Source organism: Actinomyces viscosus (assembly GCF_900637975.1).
GTDB lineage: Bacteria > Actinomycetota > Actinomycetes > Actinomycetales > Actinomycetaceae > Actinomyces > Actinomyces viscosus.
This window is the reverse complement of record NZ_LR134477.1, coordinates 2924390-2950022: the sequence shown is the minus strand read 5'-3', so window position 1 is coordinate 2950022 and position 25633 is coordinate 2924390. Positions and strand designations below refer to the sequence as shown.

The 25633-nt window shown below is 69.7% G+C and carries 23 protein-coding genes and 2 pseudogenes; 8 read left to right on the top strand and 17 right to left on the bottom strand.

Going from position 1 to position 25633, the window contains the following annotated elements:
* Positions 1 to 13: 13 nt before the first annotated feature.
* Entirely contained in the window at positions 14 to 2692 is a 2679-nt protein-coding gene (clpB, locus tag EL340_RS12535; protein ID WP_126414900.1) for an ATP-dependent chaperone ClpB, read from the bottom strand.
* Positions 2693 to 3089: 397 nt separating this feature from the next.
* Between clpB and EL340_RS12530 the strand changes: the two genes are divergently transcribed.
* The 5 genes from EL340_RS12530 to EL340_RS12510 all read left to right on the top strand — a co-directional run bounded on the left by EL340_RS12530 (position 3090) and on the right by EL340_RS12510 (position 6074).
* Entirely contained in the window at positions 3090 to 3824 is a 735-nt protein-coding gene (locus tag EL340_RS12530; protein ID WP_126414898.1) for a hypothetical protein, read from the top strand.
* Between the two features lie 209 nt (positions 3825 to 4033).
* On the top strand, positions 4034 to 4798 hold the full coding sequence (locus tag EL340_RS12525; protein WP_126414896.1) for a hypothetical protein: 765 nt from the start codon (positions 4034 to 4036) through the stop codon (positions 4796 to 4798).
* On the top strand, positions 4795 to 5004 hold the full coding sequence (locus tag EL340_RS12520; protein ID WP_126414894.1) for a helix-turn-helix domain-containing protein: 210 nt from the start codon (positions 4795 to 4797) through the stop codon (positions 5002 to 5004). Before EL340_RS12525 ends, EL340_RS12520 begins: the two co-directional genes overlap by 4 nt.
* A 192-nt stretch (positions 5005 to 5196) precedes the next feature.
* Entirely contained in the window at positions 5197 to 5664 is a 468-nt protein-coding gene (locus EL340_RS12515) for an MmcQ/YjbR family DNA-binding protein (protein WP_126414891.1), read from the top strand.
* A gap of 227 nt (positions 5665 to 5891) precedes the next feature.
* Positions 5892 to 6074, top strand: a complete 183-nt coding sequence (locus tag EL340_RS12510; RefSeq protein ID WP_003780734.1) for an Rv0909 family putative TA system antitoxin — start codon at positions 5892 to 5894, stop codon at positions 6072 to 6074.
* 226 nt (positions 6075 to 6300) lie between these two features.
* Here the strand turns inward: EL340_RS12510 and EL340_RS12505 are convergent, their stop codons facing one another.
* The 4 genes from EL340_RS12505 to EL340_RS12490 all read right to left on the bottom strand — a co-directional run bounded on the left by EL340_RS12505 (position 6301) and on the right by EL340_RS12490 (position 9827).
* Entirely contained in the window at positions 6301 to 7455 is a 1155-nt protein-coding gene (locus tag EL340_RS12505; RefSeq protein ID WP_408608588.1) for an ABC transporter permease, read from the bottom strand.
* A 106-nt stretch (positions 7456 to 7561) separates the two neighbouring features.
* The gene (locus EL340_RS12500) at positions 7562 to 8326 is read right to left on the bottom strand and encodes an ABC transporter ATP-binding protein (RefSeq protein WP_197722308.1); all 765 of its coding nucleotides are present in this window, start codon (positions 8324 to 8326) and stop codon (positions 7562 to 7564) included.
* Positions 8323 to 9432 (bottom strand): peptidoglycan-binding protein, encoded by a 1110-nt coding sequence (locus EL340_RS12495; protein ID WP_126414889.1) that lies wholly within the window; start codon positions 9430 to 9432, stop codon positions 8323 to 8325. The genes EL340_RS12500 and EL340_RS12495 overlap by 4 nt, the downstream gene beginning before the upstream one ends.
* 2 nt (positions 9433 to 9434) lie before the next feature.
* Positions 9435 to 9827 carry a hypothetical protein gene (locus EL340_RS12490; protein ID WP_309340516.1) on the bottom strand — a complete coding sequence of 131 codons (393 nt, stop codon included), beginning with the start codon at positions 9825 to 9827 and terminating at the stop codon, positions 9435 to 9437.
* Between the two features lie 327 nt (positions 9828 to 10154).
* Here EL340_RS12490 and EL340_RS12485 point away from each other — a divergent pair, with 327 nt between their 5' ends.
* Complete coding sequence (locus EL340_RS12485) at positions 10155 to 10814, top strand: response regulator transcription factor (protein WP_126414885.1); 660 nt, start codon at positions 10155 to 10157, stop codon at positions 10812 to 10814.
* Positions 10811 to 12049, top strand: a complete 1239-nt coding sequence (locus tag EL340_RS12480; RefSeq protein ID WP_126414883.1) for a sensor histidine kinase — start codon at positions 10811 to 10813, stop codon at positions 12047 to 12049. Before EL340_RS12485 ends, EL340_RS12480 begins: the two co-directional genes overlap by 4 nt.
* Before the next feature lie 91 nt (positions 12050 to 12140).
* On the opposite strand, the gene EL340_RS15575 is transcribed toward EL340_RS12480, so the two are convergent.
* From EL340_RS15575 to dnaK, 11 genes and pseudogenes are all read right to left on the bottom strand, one after another.
* Entirely contained in the window at positions 12141 to 12407 is a 267-nt protein-coding gene (locus tag EL340_RS15575) for a hypothetical protein (RefSeq protein WP_232023074.1), read from the bottom strand.
* Positions 12408 to 12868: 461 nt separating this feature from the next.
* Entirely contained in the window at positions 12869 to 14191 is a 1323-nt protein-coding gene (locus EL340_RS12470) for a DUF418 domain-containing protein (RefSeq protein WP_126414881.1), read from the bottom strand.
* Positions 14192 to 14380: 189 nt separating this feature from the next.
* Entirely contained in the window at positions 14381 to 15811 is a 1431-nt protein-coding gene (locus EL340_RS12465; RefSeq protein WP_126414879.1) for a DUF418 domain-containing protein, read from the bottom strand.
* Positions 15812 to 16101: 290 nt separating this feature from the next.
* Positions 16102 to 16851: an integrase core domain-containing protein gene (locus EL340_RS12460; protein ID WP_232023073.1), complete on the bottom strand. Its 750-nt coding sequence runs from the start codon at positions 16849 to 16851 to the stop codon at positions 16102 to 16104.
* Positions 16826 to 17011 (bottom strand): hypothetical protein, encoded by a 186-nt coding sequence (locus EL340_RS15570; RefSeq protein ID WP_232023072.1) that lies wholly within the window; start codon positions 17009 to 17011, stop codon positions 16826 to 16828. Before EL340_RS15570 ends, EL340_RS12460 begins: the two co-directional genes overlap by 26 nt.
* A gap of 211 nt (positions 17012 to 17222) precedes the next feature.
* A pseudogene (locus EL340_RS16000) lies at positions 17223 to 17411 on the bottom strand (helix-turn-helix domain-containing protein); the annotation flags it as partial.
* A gap of 104 nt (positions 17412 to 17515) precedes the next feature.
* Positions 17516 to 18788: pseudogene (locus EL340_RS12450) on the bottom strand (DUF418 domain-containing protein).
* A gap of 87 nt (positions 18789 to 18875) precedes the next feature.
* Entirely contained in the window at positions 18876 to 19403 is a 528-nt protein-coding gene (locus EL340_RS12445; protein ID WP_126414874.1) for a heat shock protein transcriptional repressor HspR, read from the bottom strand.
* Positions 19400 to 20440: a DnaJ C-terminal domain-containing protein gene (locus tag EL340_RS12440; RefSeq protein ID WP_126414872.1), complete on the bottom strand. Its 1041-nt coding sequence runs from the start codon at positions 20438 to 20440 to the stop codon at positions 19400 to 19402. Before EL340_RS12440 ends, EL340_RS12445 begins: the two co-directional genes overlap by 4 nt.
* 226 nt (positions 20441 to 20666) lie before the next feature.
* Positions 20667 to 21302 carry a nucleotide exchange factor GrpE gene (locus EL340_RS12435; RefSeq protein ID WP_126414870.1) on the bottom strand — a complete coding sequence of 212 codons (636 nt, stop codon included), beginning with the start codon at positions 21300 to 21302 and terminating at the stop codon, positions 20667 to 20669.
* A complete protein-coding gene (gene dnaK, locus EL340_RS12430; RefSeq protein WP_126414868.1) occupies positions 21299 to 23155 on the bottom strand; it encodes a molecular chaperone DnaK in 1857 nt (618 codons plus the stop codon). The genes EL340_RS12435 and dnaK overlap by 4 nt, the downstream gene beginning before the upstream one ends.
* 509 nt (positions 23156 to 23664) lie before the next feature.
* Here dnaK and EL340_RS12425 point away from each other — a divergent pair.
* Positions 23665 to 24081 (top strand): serine/threonine protein phosphatase, encoded by a 417-nt coding sequence (locus EL340_RS12425; RefSeq protein WP_126414866.1) that lies wholly within the window; start codon positions 23665 to 23667, stop codon positions 24079 to 24081.
* Positions 24082 to 24247: 166 nt separating this feature from the next.
* On the opposite strand, the gene EL340_RS12420 is transcribed toward EL340_RS12425, so the two are convergent.
* A complete protein-coding gene (locus EL340_RS12420; protein ID WP_126414864.1) occupies positions 24248 to 25552 on the bottom strand; it encodes a multidrug effflux MFS transporter in 1305 nt (434 codons plus the stop codon).
* Positions 25553 to 25633 lie beyond the last annotated feature (81 nt).

Below are 25633 nucleotides of genomic sequence, written 5' to 3'. Positions count from 1 at the left end.
CGGCCGTCCCGGCTCAGGCCGGTGACGCCGCCGAGGCCGCGGAGGGCAGGTGCGCCTCCCCCTCGGCCCGCAGCGTCAGGCCGTCGCTGCCGTCGACCTTGTCGACGATGACTCGCTGGCCATCGAGGACCTCCCCGGCCAGCAGCATGCGGGCCAGGCGGTCGCCGATCTCGCGCTGGACGAGGCGGCGCAGCGGCCGGGCGCCGTAGGCGGGGTCGTAGCCCTCGTCGGCCAGCCAGCTGCGGGCCGCGTCGGTCACGTCCAGGCTCAGGCGCCGGTCCTTGAGGCGCTTGGCGATGCGCGCCAGCTGGATCTCGACGATCTCGCCCAGCTCCTCCTTGGTGAGCGCCTCGAAGATGATGATGTCGTCGAGACGGTTGAGGAACTCCGGCTTGAAGGAGGCCTGGACCACGCTCATGACCTCGTTGCGCTTCTCCTCGGGGCTGGTGAGCGGGTCAGTGAGGTACTGGCTGCCCAGGTTCGAGGTGAGCACGAGGATGACGTTGCGGAAGTCGACCGTGCGGCCCTGGCCGTCGGTGAGGCGGCCGTCGTCGAGCACCTGCAGGAGGATGTCGAAGACCTCGGGGTTGGCCTTCTCGACCTCGTCGAGCAGGACCACGGAGTAGGGCCGACGCCGCACCGCCTCGGTGAGCTGGCCGCCCTCCTCGTAGCCGACGTACCCGGGAGGGGCGCCCACGAGGCGCGCCACGGAGTGCTTCTCGGAGTACTCGGACATGTCGATGCGCACGATGGCGCGCTCGTCGTCGAAGAGGAACTCGGCCAGGGACTTGGCCAGCTCGGTCTTGCCCACGCCCGTGGGGCCCAGGAAGAGGAAGGAGCCGGTGGGGCGGTCGGGGTCGGAGACGCCGGCCCGCGAGCGACGCACCGCGTCGGCCACGGCGGCCACGGCGGCCGCCTGCCCGATGAGGCGCTCACCGATGACGTCCTCCATCGTCAGGAGCTTCTCGGTCTCACCCTGGAGGAGCTTGCCCACGGGGATCCCGGTCCAGGAGCCCACGACCTCGGCGACCTCGGGGGCGCCGACCTTCTCGGCGATCATGGGGTCACCGACTGCCTCCTCGGCGTCGTCGGCGGCCTCGGCCTCGCGGATCTGGCGCTCCAGGGCGGGCATGTCGCCGTAGCGCAGGCGACCGGCCTCCTCGAAGTTGCCCTCGCGCTCGGCCAGGTCGGCGCGGGTGCGCATCTCGTCCAGGGCGGCGCGCAGCTCACCGACCCTGTTGTGGCCGGCCTTCTCGGCCTCCCAGCGGGCGTTGAGCGAGGCCAGCTCCTCGGAGGCGTCGGCCAGCTCGGCGCGCAGGCGCTCAAGGCGGTCGACGTCGGCGGGGTCGGCCTTGGTCACGTCCTTGATGGACTCATCGAGGTAGGCCTCCTCCATGCGCATGCGGTCCACGCGGCGGCGCAGCTCGTCGATCTCGACGGGGCTGGAGTCGAGCTCCATGCGCAGCCGGGAGGCGGCCTCGTCGACCAGGTCGATGGCCTTGTCGGGCAGCTGGCGGCCGGTGATGTAGCGGTCGGACAGGGTGGCGGCCGCCACGAGGGCGCCGTCGGAGATGGTCACCTGGTGGTGGGCCTCGTACTTGGGGGCGATGCCGCGCAGGATGGCGACGGTGTCCTCAACGCTGGGCTCACCGACGAAGACCTGCTGGAAGCGGCGCTCCAGGGCCGGGTCCTTCTCGACGTTCTCGCGGTACTCGTCCAGGGTGGTGGCACCCACCATCCGCAGCTCGCCGCGGGCCAGCATGGGCTTGAGCATGTTGCCGGCGTCCATGGCGCCCTCGGAGCCGCCGCCGGCGCCGACGACGGTGTGCAGCTCGTCGATGAAGGTGATGACCTCGCCGTCGGAGTCCTTGATCTCCTTGAGGACGGCCTTGAGGCGCTCCTCGAACTCACCACGGTACTTGGCTCCGGCCACCATCCCGGACAGGTCCAGGGCGATGAGGCGCTTGCCGCGCAGGGACTCGGGCACGTCACCGGCGACGATGCGCTGGGCCAGACCCTCGACGACGGCGGTCTTGCCGACGCCGGGCTCACCGATGAGGACCGGGTTGTTCTTGGTGCGCCGGGACAGGACCTGCACGACGCGGCGGATCTCGGAGTCGCGGCCGATGACCGGGTCGAGGCGGCCCTCGCGGGCGGCCTCGGTGAGGTCGGTGCCGTACTTCTCGAGGGTCTTGTAGGTGCCCTCGGGGTTGGCCGAGGTGACGCGGGAGGAGCCGCGGACCTGGGGCAGGGCCTCGATGAGGGCGTCCGGGGTGGCGCCGGCGTCAGCCAGGATGCGGGCCACGGCGGGGGTTGAGCCGGAGGTGTCGCCCTTGGCCAGGCCGATGAGCAGGTGCTCGGTGGAGATGTACTCGTCGTCGAGCTCCTTGGCGACCGAGGAGGCGGCCTCCAGGGCGGCCAGCAGCGCGCGCGAGGGCTGGGGCTGGGTCATCGAGGAGCCCGAGGAGGTGGGCAACTGGGTCAGGATGCGGCGCGCGGCGGCCCCGACGGCCTGACGGGCCGCGGCGTCGGGAGAGACGGCGGCCAGGAGTCCCGCGGCGACGCCGTCGGGCTGGGAGAGGAGCTCAACGAGCAGGTGCGCCGGCTCGATCTGGGGGTTGCCGGCCGCAGCGGCCGCCTGCATGGCCCCGGAGATCGCCTCCTGCGACTTCGTGGTGTAGTTCGTGTCCATATGGACCTCCTTTGAGGTTGGTAACGTCTTGCGTCTTCTGGCCACCTCAACCTTCGCAGGGTTGAGTCTATTCCGCTCAACTTTCTGAGCCGCTGGTGAGGTGGACTACTTCTCAAGGCTCGCCGGAGGCGACGCCGCCGGCGATCACGCCGCGCCCACCACACAACCCGACCACGTGAGACCGGCATGGAGAACATGGAGAACAGAACGCTGCCGTTCAACGACGCCAACAAGGTTGCTCCACGCTAACTCCCCCACCCGGAGAAACCATGAGAACCCCACACATAATCGCCGACCCGACACCGGAGAAGCCCCAAGGAGCCACCACATGGAGAACTCCCAGGAAAAGATGATCTCCTGACAAGGCCCGCTTCCCCTCCTACCCCTTTGGAGCATCATGAGAACCACACGCACCGCCGCGACCCTGCTGGCCGGCCTGGCGCTAGCCACCACCCCCGTTCTGACCGCCTGCTCGCAGAGCGCGACGAGCTCGGGCTCCGACTCGTCCAGCTCGTCATCCAGCTCGGCCGCATCCGATAGCTCTGCGAACTCGACCGAGAGTGACAAGGACAGCAGCGCAACCGCTTCCAGCACCACGAGCAGCAACCTCCCCAAGGAGACCCCCTCGGGATACCAGGAGGTGACCGCCCCCACCGTCGGAGTCAGCTTCGCAGTTCCTGACAGCTGGCAGAGCCTCGGCGACCTCGACCCCGCACAGAAGCAGGCGGCGGCACAGACCATGGGCATCGACGTCAACACCCTGGAGCAGCAGATGGCCAGCCTGGACATCTTCTACCGGGCCACCGAGCCCGATGAGAACGGGTTCTCCAACAACAGCAACGTCGCCAAGACCCTCGTACCGATGCAGCAGGCTCCCACCGAGTCGGACATGGAGACGATCATCTCGCGGACGCCCGGGGCGACGAAGACTAGCTACTCCACCAAGGAGACCGCCAACGGCGAGGCCGCGGTCGCCTCCTACACCATCACGATGAGCGGCAAGCAGGCGAACGGGGCCTACATCCTGGCCCCCACGAAGACCGAGGGCCAGTATGCCGTCATCACCGTATCCGCCGGAAGCGCGGAGAAAGTCGAGGAGCTGGCCACGGTCATCACCGATACGCTCCACTGAGTCCGGACGGGCGCAGCCCCAATCCGATGGAGACGTCTCGCGCGCACGGGAGCGCAATTCCTGCACCCGTACGCGCGAGACGTCTCCGCCCACGAGGAGCACCGCGCCATACCACCAGCGCCAGCTCCGTGGAAACACTTGACAGACCAGGACGCACAGGAACACCATATCGACTATCGATACATCGATAGTCGATATGGAGCGTCGTCATGACCGCCAGCACCGAAGCCTCCTCAAACACCGAAGACACCAACGTCGACGACGACGCCGATCCTGCCGCCAACCAGGCCTCCCCCGACGCCGCAGCCGGCCAGGATGCCGGCGTCGGCCCCGTCAGCCTTGCCTTCACCTCGTTCCTGCTGGTCCTGCTGTGCTTCTCCCCCTTCCTCATGCTCGGATCGAACCTGTGGGACCTCGTCAACGGTCGCGGCCTGCTCCTTGAGTTCACGGACAGCAGCAGCGCGCCTGAGGAGCACCTGTCCTTCGGACGCGCGACGGTGGAGATGAGCTCCGGCTACTCGACGATCTACGGGACCGTGCACGGACTGTCCGGCGGCGCGCAGTTCTTCACCGGCCTGTTCATCACCGTTCACCTCGTCCTCATCGCGGCCTGCGCCGTCGCCTTCGTCCGGTTCATCGCGGCGATCCGCCCGGGTCGGCCGGGATTCGTCGACCAGCTCTTCACCCGGGGAGGGCACCTGTTCTGGCTCCTGCTGGGGCAGACGCTGAGCTCCCTCGCACTGCACATCACCGGGATCGCGATCTCCGACGAGTACCTCACCGTCGGCAACCCCCAAGGGCAGTCACTCACCGGATTCATCCCCACCGGTAACGATCTGCCGACACTGAAGAGCATCATCGTCCTGATCCTCGCAACGCACCTGCTGCTCGCCCTGCACCGCACCTACCAGCACTCCAGCGCCCTGGCCGCGGAGAACACCGCCTTGCGCGAAGAGACCGAGGGACTTGTGTGAGCCACGTCGTCTGTCACCTCGATGAGCTGCTGGCCGCCCGCGGGATGACGCTCGTGGAGCTCTCCGAGAAGGTGGGGGTCACCACCGTCAACCTCTCGGTGCTCAAGAACGACCGCGCCAAGGCCATCCGCTACTCCACGCTCAGTGCCATCTGCGAGGCGCTGGGCTGCTCGGTCGGCGAGCTCCTGGAGGTCGTCCCGGACTGACCTGCCAGGACTGTCGGCACGTACGGGGACATCCTGCGCGCAAGGGTGCAGCAGCCTCTCGGCCGGGGACATGCCGCGCGTACGGGTGCGGGTTTTCCGTCCCCGGCCGCGCAGGACGTCCCCGGCCGGAACAGAAGGTCCCCGACGGCGTCGAGTGCCCCCGGCCGGGAGGACACCGTAGGCTCGACGTCGATGACCAAGCCCGCCTCCCCCTCCGACGGCGCCCGCTCCGCCCGCGTCGACGACGACGCCGTGGCCGCCCGCCGAGACGCCCTCCTGGCCCACGCGGCCGACCTGCCCGGCGCCTGGGCGGGCGACAAGCCCGAGTGGGACATCCCCGTGGCCTCCGTGGGGACCCGCCTGTTCCTGCTGCTCATCCCCCACACCGACGGCCGCCTCCTGGCCAACGTCAAGCTCGACCCCGAGGACGTCGTCGCCGTGCGGTCCGCCTACAGCTGGGTGGAGCCGGGCTTCCACCAGTCCAAGCGGCACTGGGCGAGCATCGACCTCACCAGCCCCGACTACCGGCCCGACACCGCCGCCGACATGGTGGAGGACTCCTACCGGCTCGTCCTGACACTGCTGACGCGCCGAGTGCGCGAGGCCGTCCTCCTGGCCGACGCCGCAGGCGCCCCCGCCCGCCCCACCTGGCAGTGGTGAGGGACCGAGCCGCCCTCGCCGGGGACATTCCACCCGTGCGGGTGCACCCGCCTTCCAGACGGGGACATGCCACCCGTACGGGTGCAGGTTTTCCGTCCCCGGCCGCGCAGGACGTCCCCGGCCAGGACAGAGGGGCCCGCATAGGTGACGCACCACCGTAAACCTGGCACTATTCAGGCGAGGCCGCCGTTATCCGACGTCCGGCCACCCGACGGAAGGAGACACACATGGGACTTGACGACCTGGCGAAGAAGGCCGGTGACGCTCTCAGCTCCGACAAGGCCGAGGCGATCAGCGACAAGGCGCTGGACGCCGCAGCCGGCGCGGCCAAGAAGGCGACCGGCGGCAAGTACGACGACAAGATCGACACCGCCCGCGACGCCGTCGACGGCAAGCTCGGCACGGAGTGATTCGGCTGAGAGCCTGCTTGACCCCAAGCACCGCGGTCTTCTGATCGCAGGAACGAGGGCCCCGCACTGAGCTGTGCGGGGCCCTCGTGCGGTCCCGGTCCATCTGGGCCCCTCTCCCATGCGCCTGCGGCACCGGTCACCGCTGCCCGGTGCCGTCGACGCAAGGGCCCAGTCGTCTCCCACCGGGACGTCTTGACCCGCCTCTCCTCGGGATTCCCAACCCTTCCTACTGCGCGTTGAGCGCGGCGGTCGGAGGAGTGCGGGAGGCGCGAACAGCCGGGTACACGCCAGCCAGGGCGCCGATGACGATGGTGACGCCCAGTCCGCCGGCGATCGCCACCACCGGCAGGCTGAAGGGCCAGCCGTTGGCGGCCGACATCGCGGCCGTCACCCCGATGCCGATGACGCACCCCAGGGAGCCGCCCAGGGTGGCCAGCAGCAGCGCCTCGGTCATGAACTGCACGAGGATGTGACTGCGCATGGCCCCCAGGGACCGTCTCAGACCGATCTCCCGACGGCGTTCGAGCACCGAGATGATCATCGTGTTGGCCACCCCGATGCCGCCGACGAGCAGGGCGATGGAGCCCACGCCCAGCAGCAGGCCGGTGAAGGCCTTGTCGGCCGCGTTCTTGGCCTCCAGCGCGTCCGAGGGCCGCGAGACCTTGACCTCGCTGGGGGCCTGCGGCGAGATCGACGGCGCCAGGAGCTGGCGCACCTGGGCGACGGCGGAGTCCTGGCTGCGGGTGTAGACCGTCGTCGGCTTGGCGTCGTGCCCCAGCAGGTTGGTGGCGACCCCCTGGCCGATGAGCGCGGCCGAGTCGAGCTCGGGGGCCAGGACCACCGGCTTGAGGATGCCGACCACCGTGAACCAGCTGCCGCCGATCCACACCTTGGTGCCCGGCGTGACGACGCCCAGGCGCTGGGCGGCCGTGTGCCCCAGGACCGTGGCCGGGTACTGGCTGGTGGCCTCGTTGAGCCAGGTGCCCCGGTCGACCTGCCCGGCCACGACGTCGAGCAGCGAGCGGTCCGCGGCCATCGTGGTGATGCCGCCGGAGGCGTTCTTGTCGATGAGCGGGCTGCGGTAGACCAGCGCGTTCTTGACCAGTCCGGTGCTCGAGGCGCTCTCGACGTGGTCGATGAGCCGGACCTTGCCGACGGTGTCCTGCGGCAGGGACGAGGAGTTACCGAACAGGTCCTGCCCGGCGGAGGCCGTCAGCAGGTTGGTCCCCAGTGAGTCGAGCTGGGCGGCCAGCTGGGCCCGGCTGGAGGCGGAGATGCCGACCACCGCGATCATGGCCGCGATCCCGATGGCGATGCCCAGGGCGGACAGGAAGGCACGGGTGGGGCGGGCCTTGATTCCGGTTCCCCCCAGGCGCAGCACGTCGGACAGGCGCAGCCGTGAGCGCTGAAGCGGCCTCGCCGAGGTCTCGGGACGCTCGGCGCCGTGGGCGTTGCCGCCCTCCTGCGACCTGCCGGCCGGCGCCGGGTCAGGCCGAGGCGGCGACGTCGGCGCGGACGGCACTGACGTCGGCAGTGGCGACGTTGTCTGCACGATCGACCTCCTTGTGGTTGGACTTGCGGCTGGAGTCCCCGACGACACGGCCGTCGCGGATGGCGATCTGCCGGGGCAGCTGGGCGGCCAGCCCGTTGTCGTGGGTGATGACGATGATGGTGGTTCCCTGGGAGTGGAGCTCGTGGAGGAGCTCGACGATCGAAGTCCCGGAGGCAGAGTCGAGGTTCCCGGTGGGCTCGTCGGCCAGCAGCAGGGACGGCTCGCCAACGACGGCGCGGGCGATGGCCACCCGCTGGCGCTCACCTCCGCTCATCTGATGGGGGCGGTGGTCGAGGCGGTGGGCCAGGCCCACGCGCTCCAGGGCGGCTCGGGCTCGGCGGCGCCGCTCGGAGCGGGGGATGCCACTGTAGAGGAGTCCGTCGGCCACGTTGTCGACCGCGTTGACGCCGTCGGCCAGGTGGAACTGCTGGAAGACGAAGCCGATGTGGCTGGCACGCAGGGCCGAGAGCTTGGCGTCGGGCAGGGAGCCGACGTCGACGCCGTCGATCTCGACGGTGCCCGAGCTGGGCCGGTCCAGCGTGCCAATGAGGTTGAGGAGCGTGGACTTGCCCGAACCGGAGGGGCCGACGATAGCAACGAACTCGCCGTCGTCGACCTCCAGGCTCACACCTGCGCAGGCCGCCACGGGCGGCTCACCGTAAGTGCGGTAGACGTCCTTGAGGGACAGGATGCGGCTCATGTCTGGGGCACCACCACGGTCTGTCCCTCTGAGATGCCGTCCCCGGAGATCTCCACGCGTCCGCCGGCGAACAGTCCGACGCTCACCGGCGCCTTGCGAGTGGTGCCGCCGGACTCGACGATCTCGACGCCGTACTCCCTGGGGGTCAGGGCCAGCAGGGCACCCACCGGTACTGACAGGACGCCCTCACGCTTCTCGCTGGGCAGGGCCACAGTGACCGAGACCTCCTGGAAGTTGGCGGTCGCGGAGGCGTCGGCGAGGGTGATGGTGATGGGGACTACCCTCTCCTTCGTCTCGTTTCCGCCCGAACTGGATCCTGAGCTGGATGTCTTCTCGGTGGGAGTGCCCACGGAGGTGATGGTGCCGGTGGTGGTCATGGCGTCGGGCAACGTGATGGTTACGGCGGTGCCGACGGCGGCCAGCTTCTGATCGGAGAGCTTGACGTTGGCGTCGATCACCTGGCTGGTGGAGGTGACATCGTAGAGCTCGGAGTCGACGGCGGCGCGGTCCCCGACGCGAGCACTGACCGTTCCCACGCGCAGGTCGCCGGGGACGAAGACCATCCGCCCCAGGGGGATGGTCCCGCTCTGGGGCAGCCCAACCGCCTTCTGCCACTTCATGATGGCGCGGGTGGTAGCCCAGCTGAAGTGGTTGTCGGGCTCGTAGTCGAAGTAGCCCAGGTCCCTCAGGACCGTCTCGAGCTGGCGGATGTCCTCACCGTTTTCCATACCGGCCTCGAAGCTGCGCCAGGCGGGCAGGGAGCCGTGCATGAGGTAGGCGATCTCGGTACCGGTGCGGTAGAGGACGTCGCCCTGGGTCAGGACGGTGCCGGAGGCGGGCACCTGGATGAGGACGCCCTCGAAGCCGGCCTTGAGCTTGCGCGCCTCGGAGTAGCGCAGGGTCCCGGTCACCGAGGTCTCGCCCTGGAGGTCGCCCTTGGTGATGGTGTCCGTGGCACCGGAGAAGGACGACTTCGTAGGCTGCGGCTTGGCGGCGAAGGGGCCGGAGCGGGTGACGAAGGCCCCGGTCCCGGCGCCGGTGGCCAGGACTGCCCCGACGCCCATGGCCAGGAAGCTTCGACGCCGGGTGCTGTGCATCGTCGTCATGGCTAGTTGTCCCCCAGGTTGGAGAAGCACTTGTTCATGACGTCCTGGGGGATCTCGCCATTGAGCTGGAGCCCCTTGCCAACTTCAGGGTCGGGGACGTCGTAGCCCTCCTTGCGCAGACACTGTGCGGCCTTGACCAGGTCCTGCTGCACCTCTGGCTTGGAGAGGTCCTCGGAGCCGGGGGCGGGGCCGACCTCCTTCTCGCACTCCTCGATGGCCTTATCGGCGGTCTCGCTCTGAGGGATCTCGACGTTGCCCTTGGAGTCGGGGTCGGGGACGTCGATACCCTTACCCCGCATGCACTGGGTGAGCTTGAGCAGATAGTCATCACCGCTTGACTGCGAGGCCGCCTCCTTGGCGTTGTCGGTGGCGGAGGTCTTGCAGCCGGCAGTCATGCCTACGGTGCAGGCAGCACAGGCCAGAAGGGCGAGGGCTCGGAGGGAGAGGTTCGTTCTTCTCATAGTCAGGAGAGTTCCTTTTCGGTACCGGTCAGTGCCGGGGATGCCGGCCGGGCTACGGTGCAGCGCCCGGTGATGTCCCCACAGCCAACTGGGACCGACGTTGCGAGAACCTTCAGGAATCCGCTTATGTGCTGGCAACACGCTCCCTGGTCAGGTAGTAGGGGAAGATGGTGTCCGACGCCGTCCGGTGGCGGTTCGCGAGCCCGGAGCCGCGAGCCCGGACCATAGTGCGAAGGAAGAGAGAAGAAGGAGGACGGGACAATGCGCGTACTCGTCGTGGAGGATGAGGAGTATCTGGCCGAGGCCATCGCCACGGGTCTGCGCCGTGAGGCCATGGCGGTCGACGTCGTCGGCGACGGGGCCAGCGCCCTGGAGCAGGTGGCGACCAACGACTACGACATCCTCGTCCTGGACCGGGACCTGCCCGTGGTACACGGCGACGAGGTCTGCCGCCAGGTGGTCGCCGAGCACCCGAGCACACGGATCCTCATGCTGACGGCCTCGCGAGCGCTGAACGCGCGCGTGGGCGGCTTCGAGCTGGGGGCGGACGACTACCTCACCAAGCCCTTCGAGTTCCCCGAGCTGGTGGCCCGGCTGCGGGCTCTGGGGCGGCGCAGCCAGCCGGCGCGCACCCCGGTCATCGAGGCCCACGGGGTACGTCTGGACCCCTTCCGCCGGGAGGTCTACCGCGACGGACGCTTCATCCGTCTGAGCCCCAAGGAGTTCGCGGTCCTCCAGGTACTCATGGAGGCCGAGGGCGGGGTCCTCAGCGCCGAGACGCTGCTGGAGAAGGCCTGGGACGCCAACGCCGATCCCTTCACCAACTCCACGCGGGTGACGATCTCGCACCTGCGTCGCAAGCTCGGAGAGCCCTGGGTCATCCAGACGGTTCCCGGAGCCGGCTACCGGTTCAGCGCATGACTGGCGCCGCTCAACCGCAGCCCGCGAACAGGGAAGACACAGACGCCGGCGGACATCCACCATCCGACTCCGGCCACACCCCGGAGGACCGGCTTCGCCGTCCGCGCCACCTGAGTATCCGGGCCCGGCTGACCGCCACCTACGCGAGCCTGGTGACGATCTCGGGGGCGGTCCTCATCATCCTGGTCTACTTCTACACCCGCTACAACACGCTCTCCATCGCCTTCGACCCGCAGCAGGTTCCCCAGATCGACCCGACGACGCCGCAGGTGGTCCAGGCGAACACGAACCTGTTCGAGCTGCTGGACACGATCCTGCGCTCCGCCGTCGGGGCGCTCATGCTGCTGGCAGTCGTGTCCGGGACGGTCGGCTGGGTGCTGGCTGGACGGATGTTGCGGCCCCTGTCCTCGATGAACGCGGCGGCCAAGCGCGCTGCCTCGGGTGACCTCAGCCAGCGCCTGGCCCTGTCCGGGCCGCGCGACGAGATCCACGACCTGGCGGACACCTTCGACGACATGCTGGCCTCGCTGGAGCGCTCCTTCTCGGTGCACCGCCGTTTCGCGGCCAACGCCTCCCACGAGCTGCGCACGCCTCTGGCCACCACGCAGACGATGATCGACGTCGCCCTGTCCGACCCGCAGGCCTCCACCGAGGACCTGCGCCGGGTCCTGAACCGGGTGCTGGAGACCAACCGCGCCAACCGGGAGACGATCGACGCCCTCCTGGACCTGGCCGACGCCCAGTCCGGCAGGCTGGCCCACGAGGACGTGGACATGGAGGCCACGGTCCGCGACGCCCTGGGACTCATCGCCCCGGAGGTGGCCGAGCGCGACCTGCGCCTGTCCACCCACCTGCTGCCCGCCCGGGTCCCGGGCGATCCGGTGCTGCTGCGCCAGAGCGTGTCCAACCTACTTCGCAACGCGGCCCGCTACAACGTCGACGGCGGCAGGATCACGGTCGGGATGGCGCACCTGGCCGACGACGTCCGGCTGACGATCCGTAACGACGGCCCCGTGGTGCCGGCCGACAGCGTCGAGTCCCTGCGCGAGCCCTTCGTCCGCGGCGAGGGACGGGGGCGGACTCGGGGATCCGGGCACGGACTGGGCCTGGCGATCGTCACGGCCGTGGCCACCGCCCACGGCGGCGCCCTCCACCTGAGCGCCAACCCCACCGGCGGCCTGACCGCCGTCCTCGAGCTGCCCGGCAGCAAGGAGGAGCCGACCGCGTCGCTGTGACCCGCCAACGCCTGACGGCCGCCAACCTCGCTGGTTGGCGGCCGTCAGGTGTAAGCAGCCGGTTGCTGGCGCGAAGACTGCGGGCGCTGCGTCAGGCCTGCGGGCCCGACTTGCTGGAGTTGGACACCAGCTCGATGAAGAGACGGATCACGAAGAGAACCGTGAGGTACGCCGGGGCGGAGAACACGAGGCTCATGAGGAACGACATCGCGTCGAAGGTGGAGCCGTCGTAGTTGCGGGGGTCGGAGATCGCGCTGGCGACAGCACCCATCTTGCCTCCCATGTAACCGACGCCGAGCCAGCCCAGGCCGACGGCGATCGAGGCGACGATGAACACGATCCGGCTGTACTTCGTCACGAACTCCTTGGAGGTGTCGAAGAGGCTGCCGACGAGGGAGTCGCCCGAGGCGGCGGGCGGGTAGGGCTGGCCCGGAGCGCCGGGGGCACCGGGGGCGCCCTGGAACTGCTGCTGGGCGGGTAGGGCTGGCCCGTGGCCGGAGCAGAGGGAGCGGAGGGCTGCTGCTGGTAGAAGGGCTGACCGGGGTTGGGGGGCTGAGTCATGAGACTGTTCGCTTCCTTCAGTGTTGGGGACGCAGGCAGGCTACCGCGTCCACTCTGCCCTGTGAAACGGACAGGTCAACCCTCACATCTTGCGAGACGACTCACACCACTCGCGATCCGGGGAGATTTCGTTCCATTGGGGCAGTTATCTGCCGTTTTACGGCGCGGACGCCCCCGAGGAACCGGGGGCGGTGCGCCAGCGCAGCCGCCGGGGAAGATCTCCCCATGGACTCATATGCCGAAACGTGCCCCTGACCGTCAGCGAACCAGCTCGTACGCGCCAGGAGACACGGCGCGCCCCACCGGGGTGACCGGAGCGGGAGGCGCCGGGAGCCGGCGGCTGCGCTCACTGCGGGCGACGGCGGTGCGCAGCAGGGTCTCGAAGGGGCCGGCGTGGCCACCATATTCCATGACTGCGCACAGGCCGACGGTCACGACCCACACCGCCAGTGCGATCCCGGCGGCACGGGCCTCTCCCAGGTGGAGGCTGATCCCGGTCAGGGCCGGGACGACCAGGAAGATGGTGGCGAAGAGGAAGGTCTGGGCGAGGTAGGCGGTCATGGAGCGGCGTCCCACGCTGGCGAGCAGCCACCTGAGACCGGTCAGCCGACCGTCCGACGTCGGACCGCCCGCGTAGAGCGCCAGGAGAGCGAGCCAGCCGCAGGCCCCGGCCAACCCCGTGACCTCGTGAAGAGGAGCGGCCCAGGCAGCCAGGTGCCCACCCGTGAACCAGATGGCGTACCCCACGCCTCCCGCAGCCCCGATTCCCAGACCGATCAGGCCGACGGCGACCAGGAGGCGACGGTGGCGCTCGGGGTGGGTGATGAGATCGGTGTCGGCCAGGCGGGCACCGAGGAACATCGCCGGGACCACCATGGACAGGAGCGCCGTCGCAACGGTGTTTCCGCCCCAGGAGGTCACGCTGGCAACGACCTGGGACAGCGGGGAGCTCGATCCGGTGGCCTCCGTCTGCGCAGCGGCTGCGCTCAGGCCCTGGGCCGCCATGAATCGCCCCATGTTGTACATCGTCGTGATGACGAGGGCGGTGAGCACGGCGCTGACGACCGCGGCTCGCTTCCAGTGCTTGCGGGCGAGCCACCCGGCGAAGACGACGGCGACCAGTCCGTAGGTGCCGATGATGTCGCCGGAGAACAGCGCGGCGTGGGCGGCGCCGAACAGGATCATCCACAGGCCTCGACGCCGCACGAGGCGGCGGGCGTCGACGGTGGCCTGTTCGCGGGCCCAGGCGACCTCCTGAGGCGTCGGCTCACAGCCGGCGTCAACCCCGGGCAGGGTATCGAGGCGGGCCGCGGTGCCCGAGGCGATGCGACGGTTGATCATCGTCGCCAGCCCGAAGCCGAACAGGAGGGCGAACAGCGGGTAGGCGCGGTGATCGACCAGGAGGGTGCGCACCCACAGCCAGGCCGTGTCGGCGGCGTCGCCGGGAGCCGAGGACCGTGTGGTGATGACCCAGAAGGGGATATTGGCCAGCGCGATGAACAGGAGCATGAGGCCGCGGGCCACGTCCGGGGCCGGGAAGCGCGGGCCCCGGGAGCCGGTGAAGGAGGTCGTGAGGTTCATACCCTTCACGGTAGGAAGCGGCAGTGATTCACACCTCCCCCACAGGGGCTGTCCAGCGGTGTTCGTCCGCTCCACCCCAGGGATGAGCGGAGCCCCGGCTCCTCCTCCCGGAGGGCCAGGGCTCCTCGTCCTCTGACTTTCCTCTCAGTCGTCCCACCCGGGGGCGGCATCCGGCAATCCGGCTGAGGCTCAGGCGTCCACCGGCAGGTAGTGGCCGAGAGCCGGTGTGCGAGCCTGGTTCATCAGCATGGTCGTGTCCGCCGACTGCGGGATCGGCGCGTCCGCGTGCCGGGCAGGAGCCTGCTCGACGCGCGGAATCGTACGGCGGCGCTCGCTGCGGGCGACGGCGGTGCGCAGCAGCGTCTCGAAGGGACCGGGCACGCCCAGCCGTTCCATGACGGCGCAGGCGCACGTGATCGTCAGCCAGGCCATCGCCGCGACCGCGGCGGCCGCTGCCGTCCCCAGTGTCAGGAAGGTCCCGGTCAGCCTCGGCATGATGACGAAGACGGTTCCAAGCATGAGGGTCTGGAACAGGTAGGCGGTCATGGAGCGGCGTCCCACGCTGGCGAGCAGCCACCTGAGGCCGGTCAGCCGACCGTCCGACGTCGGGCCGCCAGCGTAGAGGGTCAGGACGGCGAGCCAGCCGCAGCCTCCGGCCAGGCCCAGGACCATGATCAACGTGGGATCGACCTCCCAGGGCTGAGAGCCCGTGAGCGGGGCCAGGATCTCGTGGAGCGCCCCGAGGGCCCCGAGAGCCAGGCCGCCGACGCCGAGAACCACCAGGAGACCGCGGTGGCGCTCGGGATGGGCGATGAGGTCGGTATCGGCCAGGCGGGCACCGAGGAAGGCGGCGGGAAGAACCATCGTGGTGAGGGACACCCCGACGGCGAGGATGAACCACCCACCGACGTTGGTGACGAACCAGGGCAGCGCCGACAGTGCCGAGTCGGCCGCGTCAGTGGTAGCCCCGGCCGCCGGGGCGGTGCTCCCTGCGCCGGAGGCGGCCGCTGCGCCGTCGGGCGCGGACAACATCGACAGGACCACCGGCACGACCTGGATCAGAAGGACGAGGGAGCACACCGCCAGCTGGCGCTTGTGGTGCTTGCGGGCGAACCATCCGGCGAAGACGACGGCGACGATGCCGTAGGCGCCGATGATCTCGGAGGGGAAGAAGACGCCGTGGACCAGCCCGAACAGCACCATCCACAGGCCGCGGCGCCGCACGAGGCGGCGGGCCTCGATGGTCGCCTGCTCACGGGCCCAGGTGACCTCCTGCGACGTCGGCTCACGACCGGCGTCAACCCCGGGCAGGGTCTTCAGGCAGGCCGCGGTGCCCGAGGCGATGCGGCGGTTGGTCATCGTGGCCAGCCCGAAGCCGAACAGGAGGGCGAACAGCGGGTAGGCGCGCTGGTGGATGAGCAGGGTGTCGATGATGCTCCAGGTCCTGTCGGCCGCGGACAGCACGGCACGCCCCCGCGAGTCGGAGGGTGCGGAGACCCAGAAGCCGATATTGGCCAGGGCGATGAGGAGCAGCATGAAGCCGCGGGCGACGTCGGGGGCGGGGTAGCGCAGGCCGCGAGAGCCGGTGAATGAGGTCGTGAGAGAAGGCGTCGTGCTCATGACTCGACCGTATGAAAACCGGTCACTGCGCGGCGTCCGCCTTAAGCGCCGAGATCATGTCCCTCGAAAGGCGGAGGCCCTCCCCCGACCATTCTTCCGGAGGAGGGTCCGGGGGCATCGGGGAAGACGGCTCGCGGCCCGACGTGAACGGTTAGGTCCTGTTGCGAAAGCAGGGTGGTGCATCTGCGCGTTCGTAGGGTAGGTCGCGCGGTCGTACCCTTTACCCCTCTGTGCTGTCTCCTCACTTCTGAGACGTTTGAGTGTCATGACTTCTGAGACACCGGTGGGTGTCATGACTTGTGAGACGTTCGGCGGCGTCGGGGTGGTTGCGGGATGAGTCGGTAGGGCAGTTTTCTGGTGTCGATGGTGGCGCGGTTGCCTTGCTGTCTCTGGGTGGGTTGGGGCCAGGGCAGGGACACGACGCGGCGCTGGTGGTGGTCGTAGATGTCCAGGCGCGTGGGGTACTCGATCAGGGTGACCTCGGTGCCGCTCATCGGCTTGCCCAGAGACAGAGCCCGGTTCTTGTAGGACACGGTTCCGTTGGACATCACGGTGCGTCGGGCGCGGTCCACGGCGCTGTCCGATCCTGCGGGGCCGGTGGGGTCGGGCAGGCTGATGGGGCCGCCGCCGGCTGGGAGGCGCTCCAGGTCGATGGGTGCTGGGCTGGCCAGGGCCCTGGGGGTCTGGGTCCACACCCTCAGTGGGGTCAGTGCGGCGCCGTGGCCCTGGTGCTGTCGCTCGGTGTTGTAGTAGCTGGTGAAGTGGTCCAGCTCGGTGTTGAGCTCCGCCAGGGTGCTGGCCGGGTGAGCCCGCAGCCAGGTGGCCGCCGGCTGGTGGGAGCGCTCGACCTTGCCCTGGGTCTGGGGGTGTCCCACCCGCCCGCTGATGGGGCGGATGCCCTGGGACGCCAGCCACTTCTCGGTGGCACCCGGGCCCGCGGTGCGACTGGTGTTGAACGCCGCAGCGTTGTCCGACCCGATCGCCGCCGGGCGCCCCCAGGTGGTGAAGGCCTCCTCAAGGACGCTGCGGGTGCCGGCCACGCTCTCCCCGCCCCACAACGCCCTCAGGGCGGTGATGACCCGCGAGCAGTCGCCCAGCGACCTGGTAGATGGTCACCAGACGCTCCTCCAGGCGCCACTCGAAGCCGTCGATCTGCCACAGCTCGTTGGCCGCGCTGCGGGCGTGGCGCTTGTAGGACACTCTGGGACGCTTGCGCGGGGCCGGGGTCACCAGGCCGGCCCTGCGCAGGCTGCGGGCGATCGTCGAGCGTGAGGGAGCCGGGACGCTGGCGCCCTGACCCCTTCACCCACCACACCGAGGCCGGACCCGCCTCGCGTCCGGCGGCAATCAGGTCGGCTCGTACCTGGGCGATGCGCTCATCGGTGTCCGGGCCCCACACCCGCGCCGGGCGGTGCGGGGCCCGAGAGCCCGCAGTCAGCGCGGCAGTCAGGCCCTCGTGCTCAGCACGCCGGCGTATCCGGTAGAACGAGGCCCGCGAGACACCCACCTGAGCGCAGAACTCCTCCACACTCATCCCACTGGTCCTGGAGTCGAAGTCTATGACCTGCTGTCGCCGAGACGGCGAAATCGAGTTACCCATAACCCCCAGGCAACCCGCCCCACCGGTGTCTCAGATGTCATGACATCCGAAACTCTCAGAAGCCATGAGACATCACAGTACCCTCTACCCCTCGAACGCGAGACCTACCCTACGACCGCGACAGAGCGCTTGCGCTCGCTGCGGGCGACGGCGGTGCGCAGCAGCGTCTCGAAGGGGCCGGCGTGACCCCCGTGTTCCAGGACCGCGCACAGCACCACGGTCGCGGCCCAGACCGCGAGCGCAATAAGGGCGGCTGCGGCCTGCCCCACCCACAGTCGCCGGCCTGTGAGCAGGACCGGGATGAGGACGAAGACGATCCCGAACAGGATCGTCTGGGACAGGTAGACGGTCATGGACCGACGCCCGACGGCGGAGGCCAGTCTGCGCAGGCCGGTGAGTCGGCCGTCCGGCGGCGGCCCGCCGGCGTACAGGGCGAGCAGCGCCAGCCAGCCGCAGGCGCCGACGATGCCGAGGACCTCCTTGACGGCGACGTCCCACGGCCACTCCGAGATGGGCAGCACACCGGTCAGGGCGCTGTGGAGAGCGCCGAGCGCCCCGAGGGACAGGCCGCCGGCTCCCACCAGGACGAGCAGGCGACGGTGCCGCTGCGGGTGAGTGATGAGTTCGGTGTCGGCCAGGCGCGCACCGATCACCGCCGCGGGAACGATCAGTGCAACGAGGACCTGGAGGAACAGGCTCACAGTCCACACCTCGATGTTGGTGACGAACCAGGGAAGCGCGATCGCGACCGAGCCCTCCTGCGCTCCGGACCATACGGCGACGCTCTCCGGAGAGGCAAAGCCCATCGCCAGGAAGCTGCTGGTGGCCACCAGCATGATGACGGCGCCGATGGCGTACAGGTTGGCGTACCTCTTGCGGGCCAGCCACCCGGCGAGGATGACGGCGACCAGGCCGTAGGCGCCGATGATGTCGCCGGAGAAGATGATGCCGTGGACGAACCCGAACAGGAGCATCCACCATCCCCGACGCCGCACGAGGCGCCGGGCGTCGAGGGTGGCCTGCTCTCGGGCCCAGGCGACCTCCTGCGGCGTCGGCTCATGACCGGCGTCCGCGCCCGGAAGGGACCGGAGATAGGCCTGTGTTCCGGAGGCGGCGCGCCGGTTGATCATGGTCATGAGCCCGAAGCCGAACAGCATCGCGAACAGCGGGTAGGCCCGGTGGTCGACGAGGGGCACCCGGACGAACACCCACCAGGTATCGGCCACCGACGCGTGGACGGTGCCGACGTCATCGGGCGTCTTGTTCCATGACGGGACGTTGGCCACGGCGATGAGCAGCAGCATGAGGCCCCGGGCGACGTCGGGGGGAGGGGTAGCGCACACCCCGGGAGCCGGTGAAAGAGGTCGTCATCCGCATGCCAGCCACCTTACGGTTGAAGCGGCTCGACCTTCCTCCCCCACCTGGGGGATCGTCATTCCCCCGGCAGACCCGCCCCTGTCCTCGTCAGCGCTGCGGGGCCCGCGTGGGCCTCGTGGGGACGAGCGCCGTGCTCACGGGGCTCGTCCCGTGAGCGACATCGGCCGGGTTCGTCGGGCGCCCGCCTCCCGGCTCGGGGCGACGGCTCTCGTGGCCGCGGCTCCGTCGACCGGGAGCGACGACCTGGACCTCGCCGTCGGCGGCCGCGGCGAAGATCCGCTGGACGACGGCCTCCCGGGTGCGCATGCGCGCGTTGTCGGCCTCCAGCTCCTCGACGCGGGTCTCCAGGTCGAGGATGCGGCGGATGCCCTCGAGGTTGATGCCCTCCTGGGACAGGGACTGGATGCGGCGCAGGCGCTCGACGTCGCGGTGGGAGTAGCGCCGGCCCCGCCCGCGGGTCCGGGCGGGGCTGACCAGTCCGAGCCGGTCGTACTGGCGCAGGGTCTGAGGGTGCATTCCGGCGAGCTCGGCCGCCACGGAGACCACGTAGACCGCGCGCTCGGAGGCGTCCTCGGCCAGGTAGCCCAGGCCCTGCCCGGCCCGACGCCGGCTCACTTGGCGGCCTCCTCCATGAGGGTCGCCCGCGGGTCGGTGTCTCCCATGGCCTCATCGAAGGCGTTGAGGGCCTCCTTGGCGGCCCTGGAGAGCTTCTTGGGGACGGCCACCTCGATGGTGACCAGCAGGTCGCCGGTCTTCTTCCGGGTGGTGGCGCCCTTGCCGCGCAGGCGCATGACGGTTCCTGAGGAGGTGCCGGGCTTGATCTTGATCTTGGAGGTGGTGCCGTCGAGCAGCGGGACCTCGACCGTGGCACCCAGGGCCGCCTCGCGCAGGGTGACGGGCAGGTCCATGCGCAGGTTGGCGCCGTCGACCGGGTCGATGGAGTACACCGGGTGCTTGTTGACGCTGATGGTGACCACCATGTCGCCGTTCTCGCCGCCGTTGAGGCCGGCTCGCCCCTTGCCGCGCAGGCGGATCTTCTGGCCGTCGCGCACGCCCGAGGGGATGCGGACCTTCATGGTGCGCCCGTCCGCGGTCAGCTCCACGGTGGTGCCGGCGACGGCGTCGCGCAGGTCCAGTGCGGCCGAGGTCAGGACGTCGGCGCCCTTCTGCGGCTGGGGCTGGGAGCCGAAGCCGCCGAAGCCGAAGGGGCCGGGGCGCCCGCCGGAACGGGTGGGGCTGGGAGTGCCGCCGAACATGCGCAGCAGGTCGTCAAGGTCGGGCTCGCCGGCTCCTCCGGCGGTCTCGAAGCGGACACTGCCACCGCCTTGACCGCCGAACATCGAGGAGAAGATGTCCTCGAATCCTCCGGCGCCGCCTGCCCCGCCCGGCCCGCCGGCCTGGAAGCGGGCGCCGCCTCCGGCCATGGAGCGGATCGCGTCGTACTGCTTGCGCTCGGCCTCGTCGGACAGAACGGCGTACGCCTCCCCGACCTCCTTGAACTTGTCTGCCGCCGCGGCGTCATCGGGGTTGCGGTCGGGGTGGTACTTCCTCGCGAGCGTACGGTAGGCCTTCTTGATGGCGGCGGCGTCGGCGTCCTTACTCACGCCGAGGACCGCGTAGAAGTCCTTCGTCATCCAGTCCTGACTGGCCATGTTCGTGTCACCGCCTCCTTATCCGGGTGATCGTGGGTATTCCTTATCTGATAACAACAGTGATCGCTGCACGTGTCGCAGCGTCAGAAGATCGTGGTCAATGGTGTGAGTGGAGCCCGTGCTCGGGCGTCCGGTGGTCCCCGGTCCGACGGCGGACCCGAGCCAGCGTCTCTGGCGGGTCCGGGTCCGCCGTCGGACCGGGGTGGTTGACGCGCAGGCGCCGTTGTCAGGCCGGGTTGGCGACCTGGACGCGGGCGGCGCGCACGACGCGCTCACCCAGGCGGTATCCGGGCTGGAGGACCGCGGCGATGGTGGGCTCGGTGACCTCGCTGGACTCGGTGGCCATGAGGGCCTCGTGGACCGTGGGGTCGAAGACCTCGCCCACGGCGCCGAAGCGCTCCAGGGAGTACTTCTCGGCCAGGATCGACTCGAGCTTGCCGGCCGTGGTCTCGAAGGTGCCGGTCAGGTCTCCATGCTGGCGGGCCAGCTCGATCTCGTCGAGGACCGGGATGAGGGCCTCGACAACACCGGCGGCGCCAGCCTCACGGTGAGAGGCCGCGCCCTCACGGGAGCGACGCACGAACCCCTGGTACTCCTGCTGGAGGTTGTAGAGGTCCGCCCGGGCCCGGGCCAGGTCGTCGGCCGCCTGGGCGGCCTGGGCCTGAGCCTGGGCCAGGGGGTCGTCCCCCGCCGCCTCCCCGTCGGGGGAGGCGGCGTCGGACTGGCCGGCCGCGCCCTCGGATGAACCCTGGGCGAGTCCTTCGCGGACGTCGTCGGGCACCTCCTCGAAGGCCGACTCGACGGCCGCCTGGAGCTCGGGGTCGATGCCCTCGTTCTCGGGGGTGGGGCCAGCCGCGGTCACTTGGAGTCCTCGTCGTCGACGATCTCGGCGTCCACGATGTCCTCGTCGTCGGAGGACGTGGAGCCGGCGGCGGAGCCGGAGCCGGGCTCGCTCTGGGCGGCGGCGTCGGCCTGGTAGATGGCCTCGCCGACCTTCTGGGCCACCGAACTCAGCTTCTCCTGAGCGGTCTTGACCGGCTCGATGTCGTCGCCCTCGAGGGCCTTCTTGAGGTCGGAGACGGCCTCGGAGACCTCGGAGTGGACGTCCTCGGGCAGCTTGTCCTTGTTGTCCTTGAGGAGCTTCTCGATGGAGTAGGCCTGCTGCTCGGCGGAGTTGCGGGTCTCGGCGTCCTCGCGGCGCTTCTTGTCCTCCTCGGCGTGAGCCTCGGCCTCCTTGACCATGCGGTCGATATCCTCCTTGGGCAGAGCCGAGCCACCGGAGATGGTCATGGACTGCTCCTTGCCGGTGCCGCGGTCCTTGGCCGAGACGTGGACGATGCCGTTGGCGTCGATGTCGAAGGAGACCTCGATCTGGGGCACGCCGCGGGGGGCCGGGGCGATGCCGGTCAGCTCGAAGGTGCCCAGCGGCTTGTTGTCCCGAGCGAACTCGCGCTCGCCCTGGTAGACCTGGATGAGCACGGAGGGCTGGTTGTCCTCAGCGGTGGAGAAGACCTCGGAGCGCTTGGTCGGGATGGCCGTGTTGCGCTCGATGAGCTTGGTCATGACCCCGCCCTTGGTCTCGATGCCCAGGGACAGCGGCGTGACGTCGATGAGCAGGACGTCGTTGCGGTCACCCTGGATGACACCGGCCTGGAGGGCCGCGCCGATGGCGACGACCTCGTCGGGGTTGACGCCCTTGTTGGGCTCCTTGCCGGTCAGCTCACGCACAACCTCGGTGACGGCGGGCATACGGGTGGATCCACCCACGAGGACCACGTGGTCGATGTCGGAGACCTTGACACCGGCGTCCTTGATGACGTTGTGGAAGGGGATCTTGGTGCGCTCGAGCAGGTCCGCGGTCATCTCCTGGAAGTTGGAGCGGGTGAGCTTCTCATCGAGGTGGATGGGGCCGGACTCGCTCATGGAGAGGTACTGCAGGTTGATGTTCGTGGAGGTCGCCGAGGACAGCTCCTTCTTGGCCTGCTCGGCGGCGTCCTTGAGGCGCTGCATGGCGATCTTGTCCTTGGACAGGTCCACGCCGTCCTTGCTCTTGACCTGCTTGACCAGCCAGTCGACGATGCGGGCGTCCCAGTCATCGCCGCCCAGGCGGTTGTCGCCGTTGGTGGCGCGCACCTGGATGGTGGAGAAGCCGTCGTCGTCCTTGCCGACCTCGAGCAGGGAGACGTCGAAGGTACCGCCACCGAGGTCGAAGACGAGGATGAGCTCGTCCTCCTTGCCCTTGTCCAGACCGTAGGCCAGGGCCGCGGCGGTGGGCTCGTTGACGATGCGGTCCACGGTCAGGCCCGCGATGGTGCCGGCCTCCTTGGTGGCCTGGCGCTCGGCGTCGTTGAAGTAGGCCGGGACGGTGATGACCGCGTTGGTGACGGGCTCGCCCAGGTAGGCCTCGGCGTCGGTCTTGAGCTTGGCCAGGATGCGGGCGCTGATCTCCTGGGCGGTGTACTTCTTGCCGTCGATCTCGACGGACCAGTCGGTGCCCATGTGGCGCTTGACCGAGGAGATGGTGCGGTCGACGTTGGTGACCGCCTGGCGCTTGGCGATCTCGCCGACGAGGATCTCGCCGGACTTGGAGAAGGCCACGACGGAGGGGGTGGTGCGGCCGCCCTCGGCGTTCGGGATGATGGTGGGCTCGCCCCCCTCGAGGACGGCGATAGCAGAGTTGGTGGTACCGAGGTCGATACCGACAGCGCGTGCCATGTGATGTGCTCCTTGTGTTGCTTGGTCGATGTCTGTGGTGAAGGCCGGAGGTTCCGGCGTCTTCGAGTTGAGTCGTATGCACTCAGGATTGTGGTTGAGTCGAACTCTGTCAACCCGACGGTGCCCAACCTTGAGTCTGACTGGCTCAACCTTGCTGGCGATCAGTCCATTCCGAGAAGACTCAGTGACCTGTGTCATATGCGTGGGTGCAGTCCAGCCCGACCCAGCCTGCCCCAGCCCTCCAGGGGCCGCTCCACCTGACCCCGCCCACCCCAGAGCCCGGCGATCCTGCGGAAAGTGTCACGACGGGAGACTTTTCAGAGCCGGCAAGGCTCACTCCTCTGTACCCAGAGCTCTCCGACCTGCACAGACACCTCCGAGCCCCTCGGCGCCACCCCCGCCGAACGCCGCCCCCACTCCCGAATAGTCGCCCGTCGTGACACCTGCGCACCTGCTGCGAACATGACAGCCACCGCCGGCACCGTTGAAAACCCGGTAGCGTCGTGGGTATGAGCGCCCAGTCCGAGGCACAGGCCGACCTTCCCGCGCCCGAGGACGTCTTCGAGCACCTGCGCCGCGAGGACGGTGAGCACGTGGGATACATCGAGATGACCGATGATGGCCGGTTCATCCCGTACGACCTGCTGTGGACCCGCAGGGGCGCGGCAACGGACCTCGACGAGGCCGAGGCGGTCCTGGACGCGATCGGCCTGCGGCTCCTGGCGGAGGACTGGCTCCTTCAGGAGCAGGATCCGCAGACGGGCGAGGAGACCTGGGCGCGCGTCAGGATCCGCGAGATCCACCGGGACCGCGTGGTCGTGTCCAGGGCGATGGAGGACCTGTCGGCCGGCATCGCCAAGTCCGTGGACCTCATCGGCGCCATCGAGCTGCCTCTGCCGACGACGCGGCTGCGTGCAGCCCCCTGAGCGCCCGCGCGTTCGTAGGGTAGGTCGCGCGGTCGTACCCTCTACCCCTCGAACGCGCGACCTAAGGCACGACCGCGACGTCGACGGCCGGAGAGGACCCCCTCCAGCCGGACATACGCAACAGAACCTCGCGCAGTCGGTGGGCGCCGACGGACCGGAGCCGTCGCTACCCCAGGCGACGCGTACGGCGCTCGGCCTCCTGGGCCGCCAGACGCTCCTTCTCGCCCCGGTCGTGCACCCCGAAGACCGCCAGGGCGTTGGCGAGGACACCGAGGACCACGATGACGATGCCGAAGGCCACGCCGCTGGCCTCCCCGGTCAGTCCCACCAGCGGACTGACGAGCCCGCCGACGACGAACTGCAGAAAGCCGAGCAGCGCGCTGCCGGTTCCCGCCCACCGGCCGGTGCGGTCCAGCGCGAGCGCCGGGGCGTTGCCCATCGACAGCCCCAGGCAGGCCACGTGGGCCAGGAAGAGCGCCACGACCGCCACCATCAGCGGCACCCGCCCCGCCCCCGTGACCGGCTCGCGCAGCCAGATGAGGCAGACGGCGGCGAAGACGACGTCGACGGCCAGCCCCGCGATGAGCCCGACGCGCACCTGGCGGGCCTGGGAGAAGCGGCGCACCAGGGAGGCCGCCACGGCGATCGTCACCGTCACCGTCGCCCCGCACAGGCCGAAGACGGCCGTGTAGGCCACCGTCCCCATCCCCAGGACGTTGCGCAGCACGAAGGGCGCAGCGGACAGGTAGGCCATGAGCAGTCCGAAGGACAGGGCGTTGATGAGCAGCAGGCGCACGAGGACGTGGTCGCGCGCCAGCTCACGGGTGCCGTCGAGGAGGATCCGCAGGCCGCCGTCGTGGCGCTGCTCGACGGGCAGGGACTCGGGCACCCAGAGCGCGACCATGAGCACGAGCACCCCGGTGAAGGCGGCGACGACCCCCAGGATCCCGCGCCACCCGATGGGCTCGACGAGCACCCCGCCGAGGATCGGCGCGACCACGGGGGCGATCCCCTGGATCGCCATGACGACGCTGAGGGCCTGGGTGGCGGTGATCCCGCGGGAGCGGTCGGAGATGACGGCCCGCCCCAGGACCATGCCGGCCGCTCCGCCGAGCCCCTGGAGGAAGCGGGCGCCCAGGAGGACGGGCAGGCTCGGGGCCAGGGCGGCGCCGATGCTGGCGGCCAGGGCCAGCACGCTGCCCCACAGCAGGAGCGGGCGCCGTCCGAAGCGGTCGGACAGGACCCCGATGGTCAGCTGGCCCAGCGCGATCCCCACGAGGAAGGTCGTCATCGTCAGCTGGACGCTGGAGGCGGAGACGCCCAGGTCGTCGGCCATCTGGGCGAAGGCCGGCAGGTAGGCGTCGGTGGCCAGGGGCGCGACGGCCGCGAGCGCGGCCAGGGCGATGAGGAGCGTGGTGGGGAAGGTCGCCCTCAGGCCGCTGTCGGCGGGGGCGCCCGGCGTTGATGTCATGCTCCGAGGGTAGGGAGGTTTCCGGCCGGTGCGTCAGTGCCCGGGCGCGTGATGCAGTGCACGGAGCCGGCGGCGCGCACC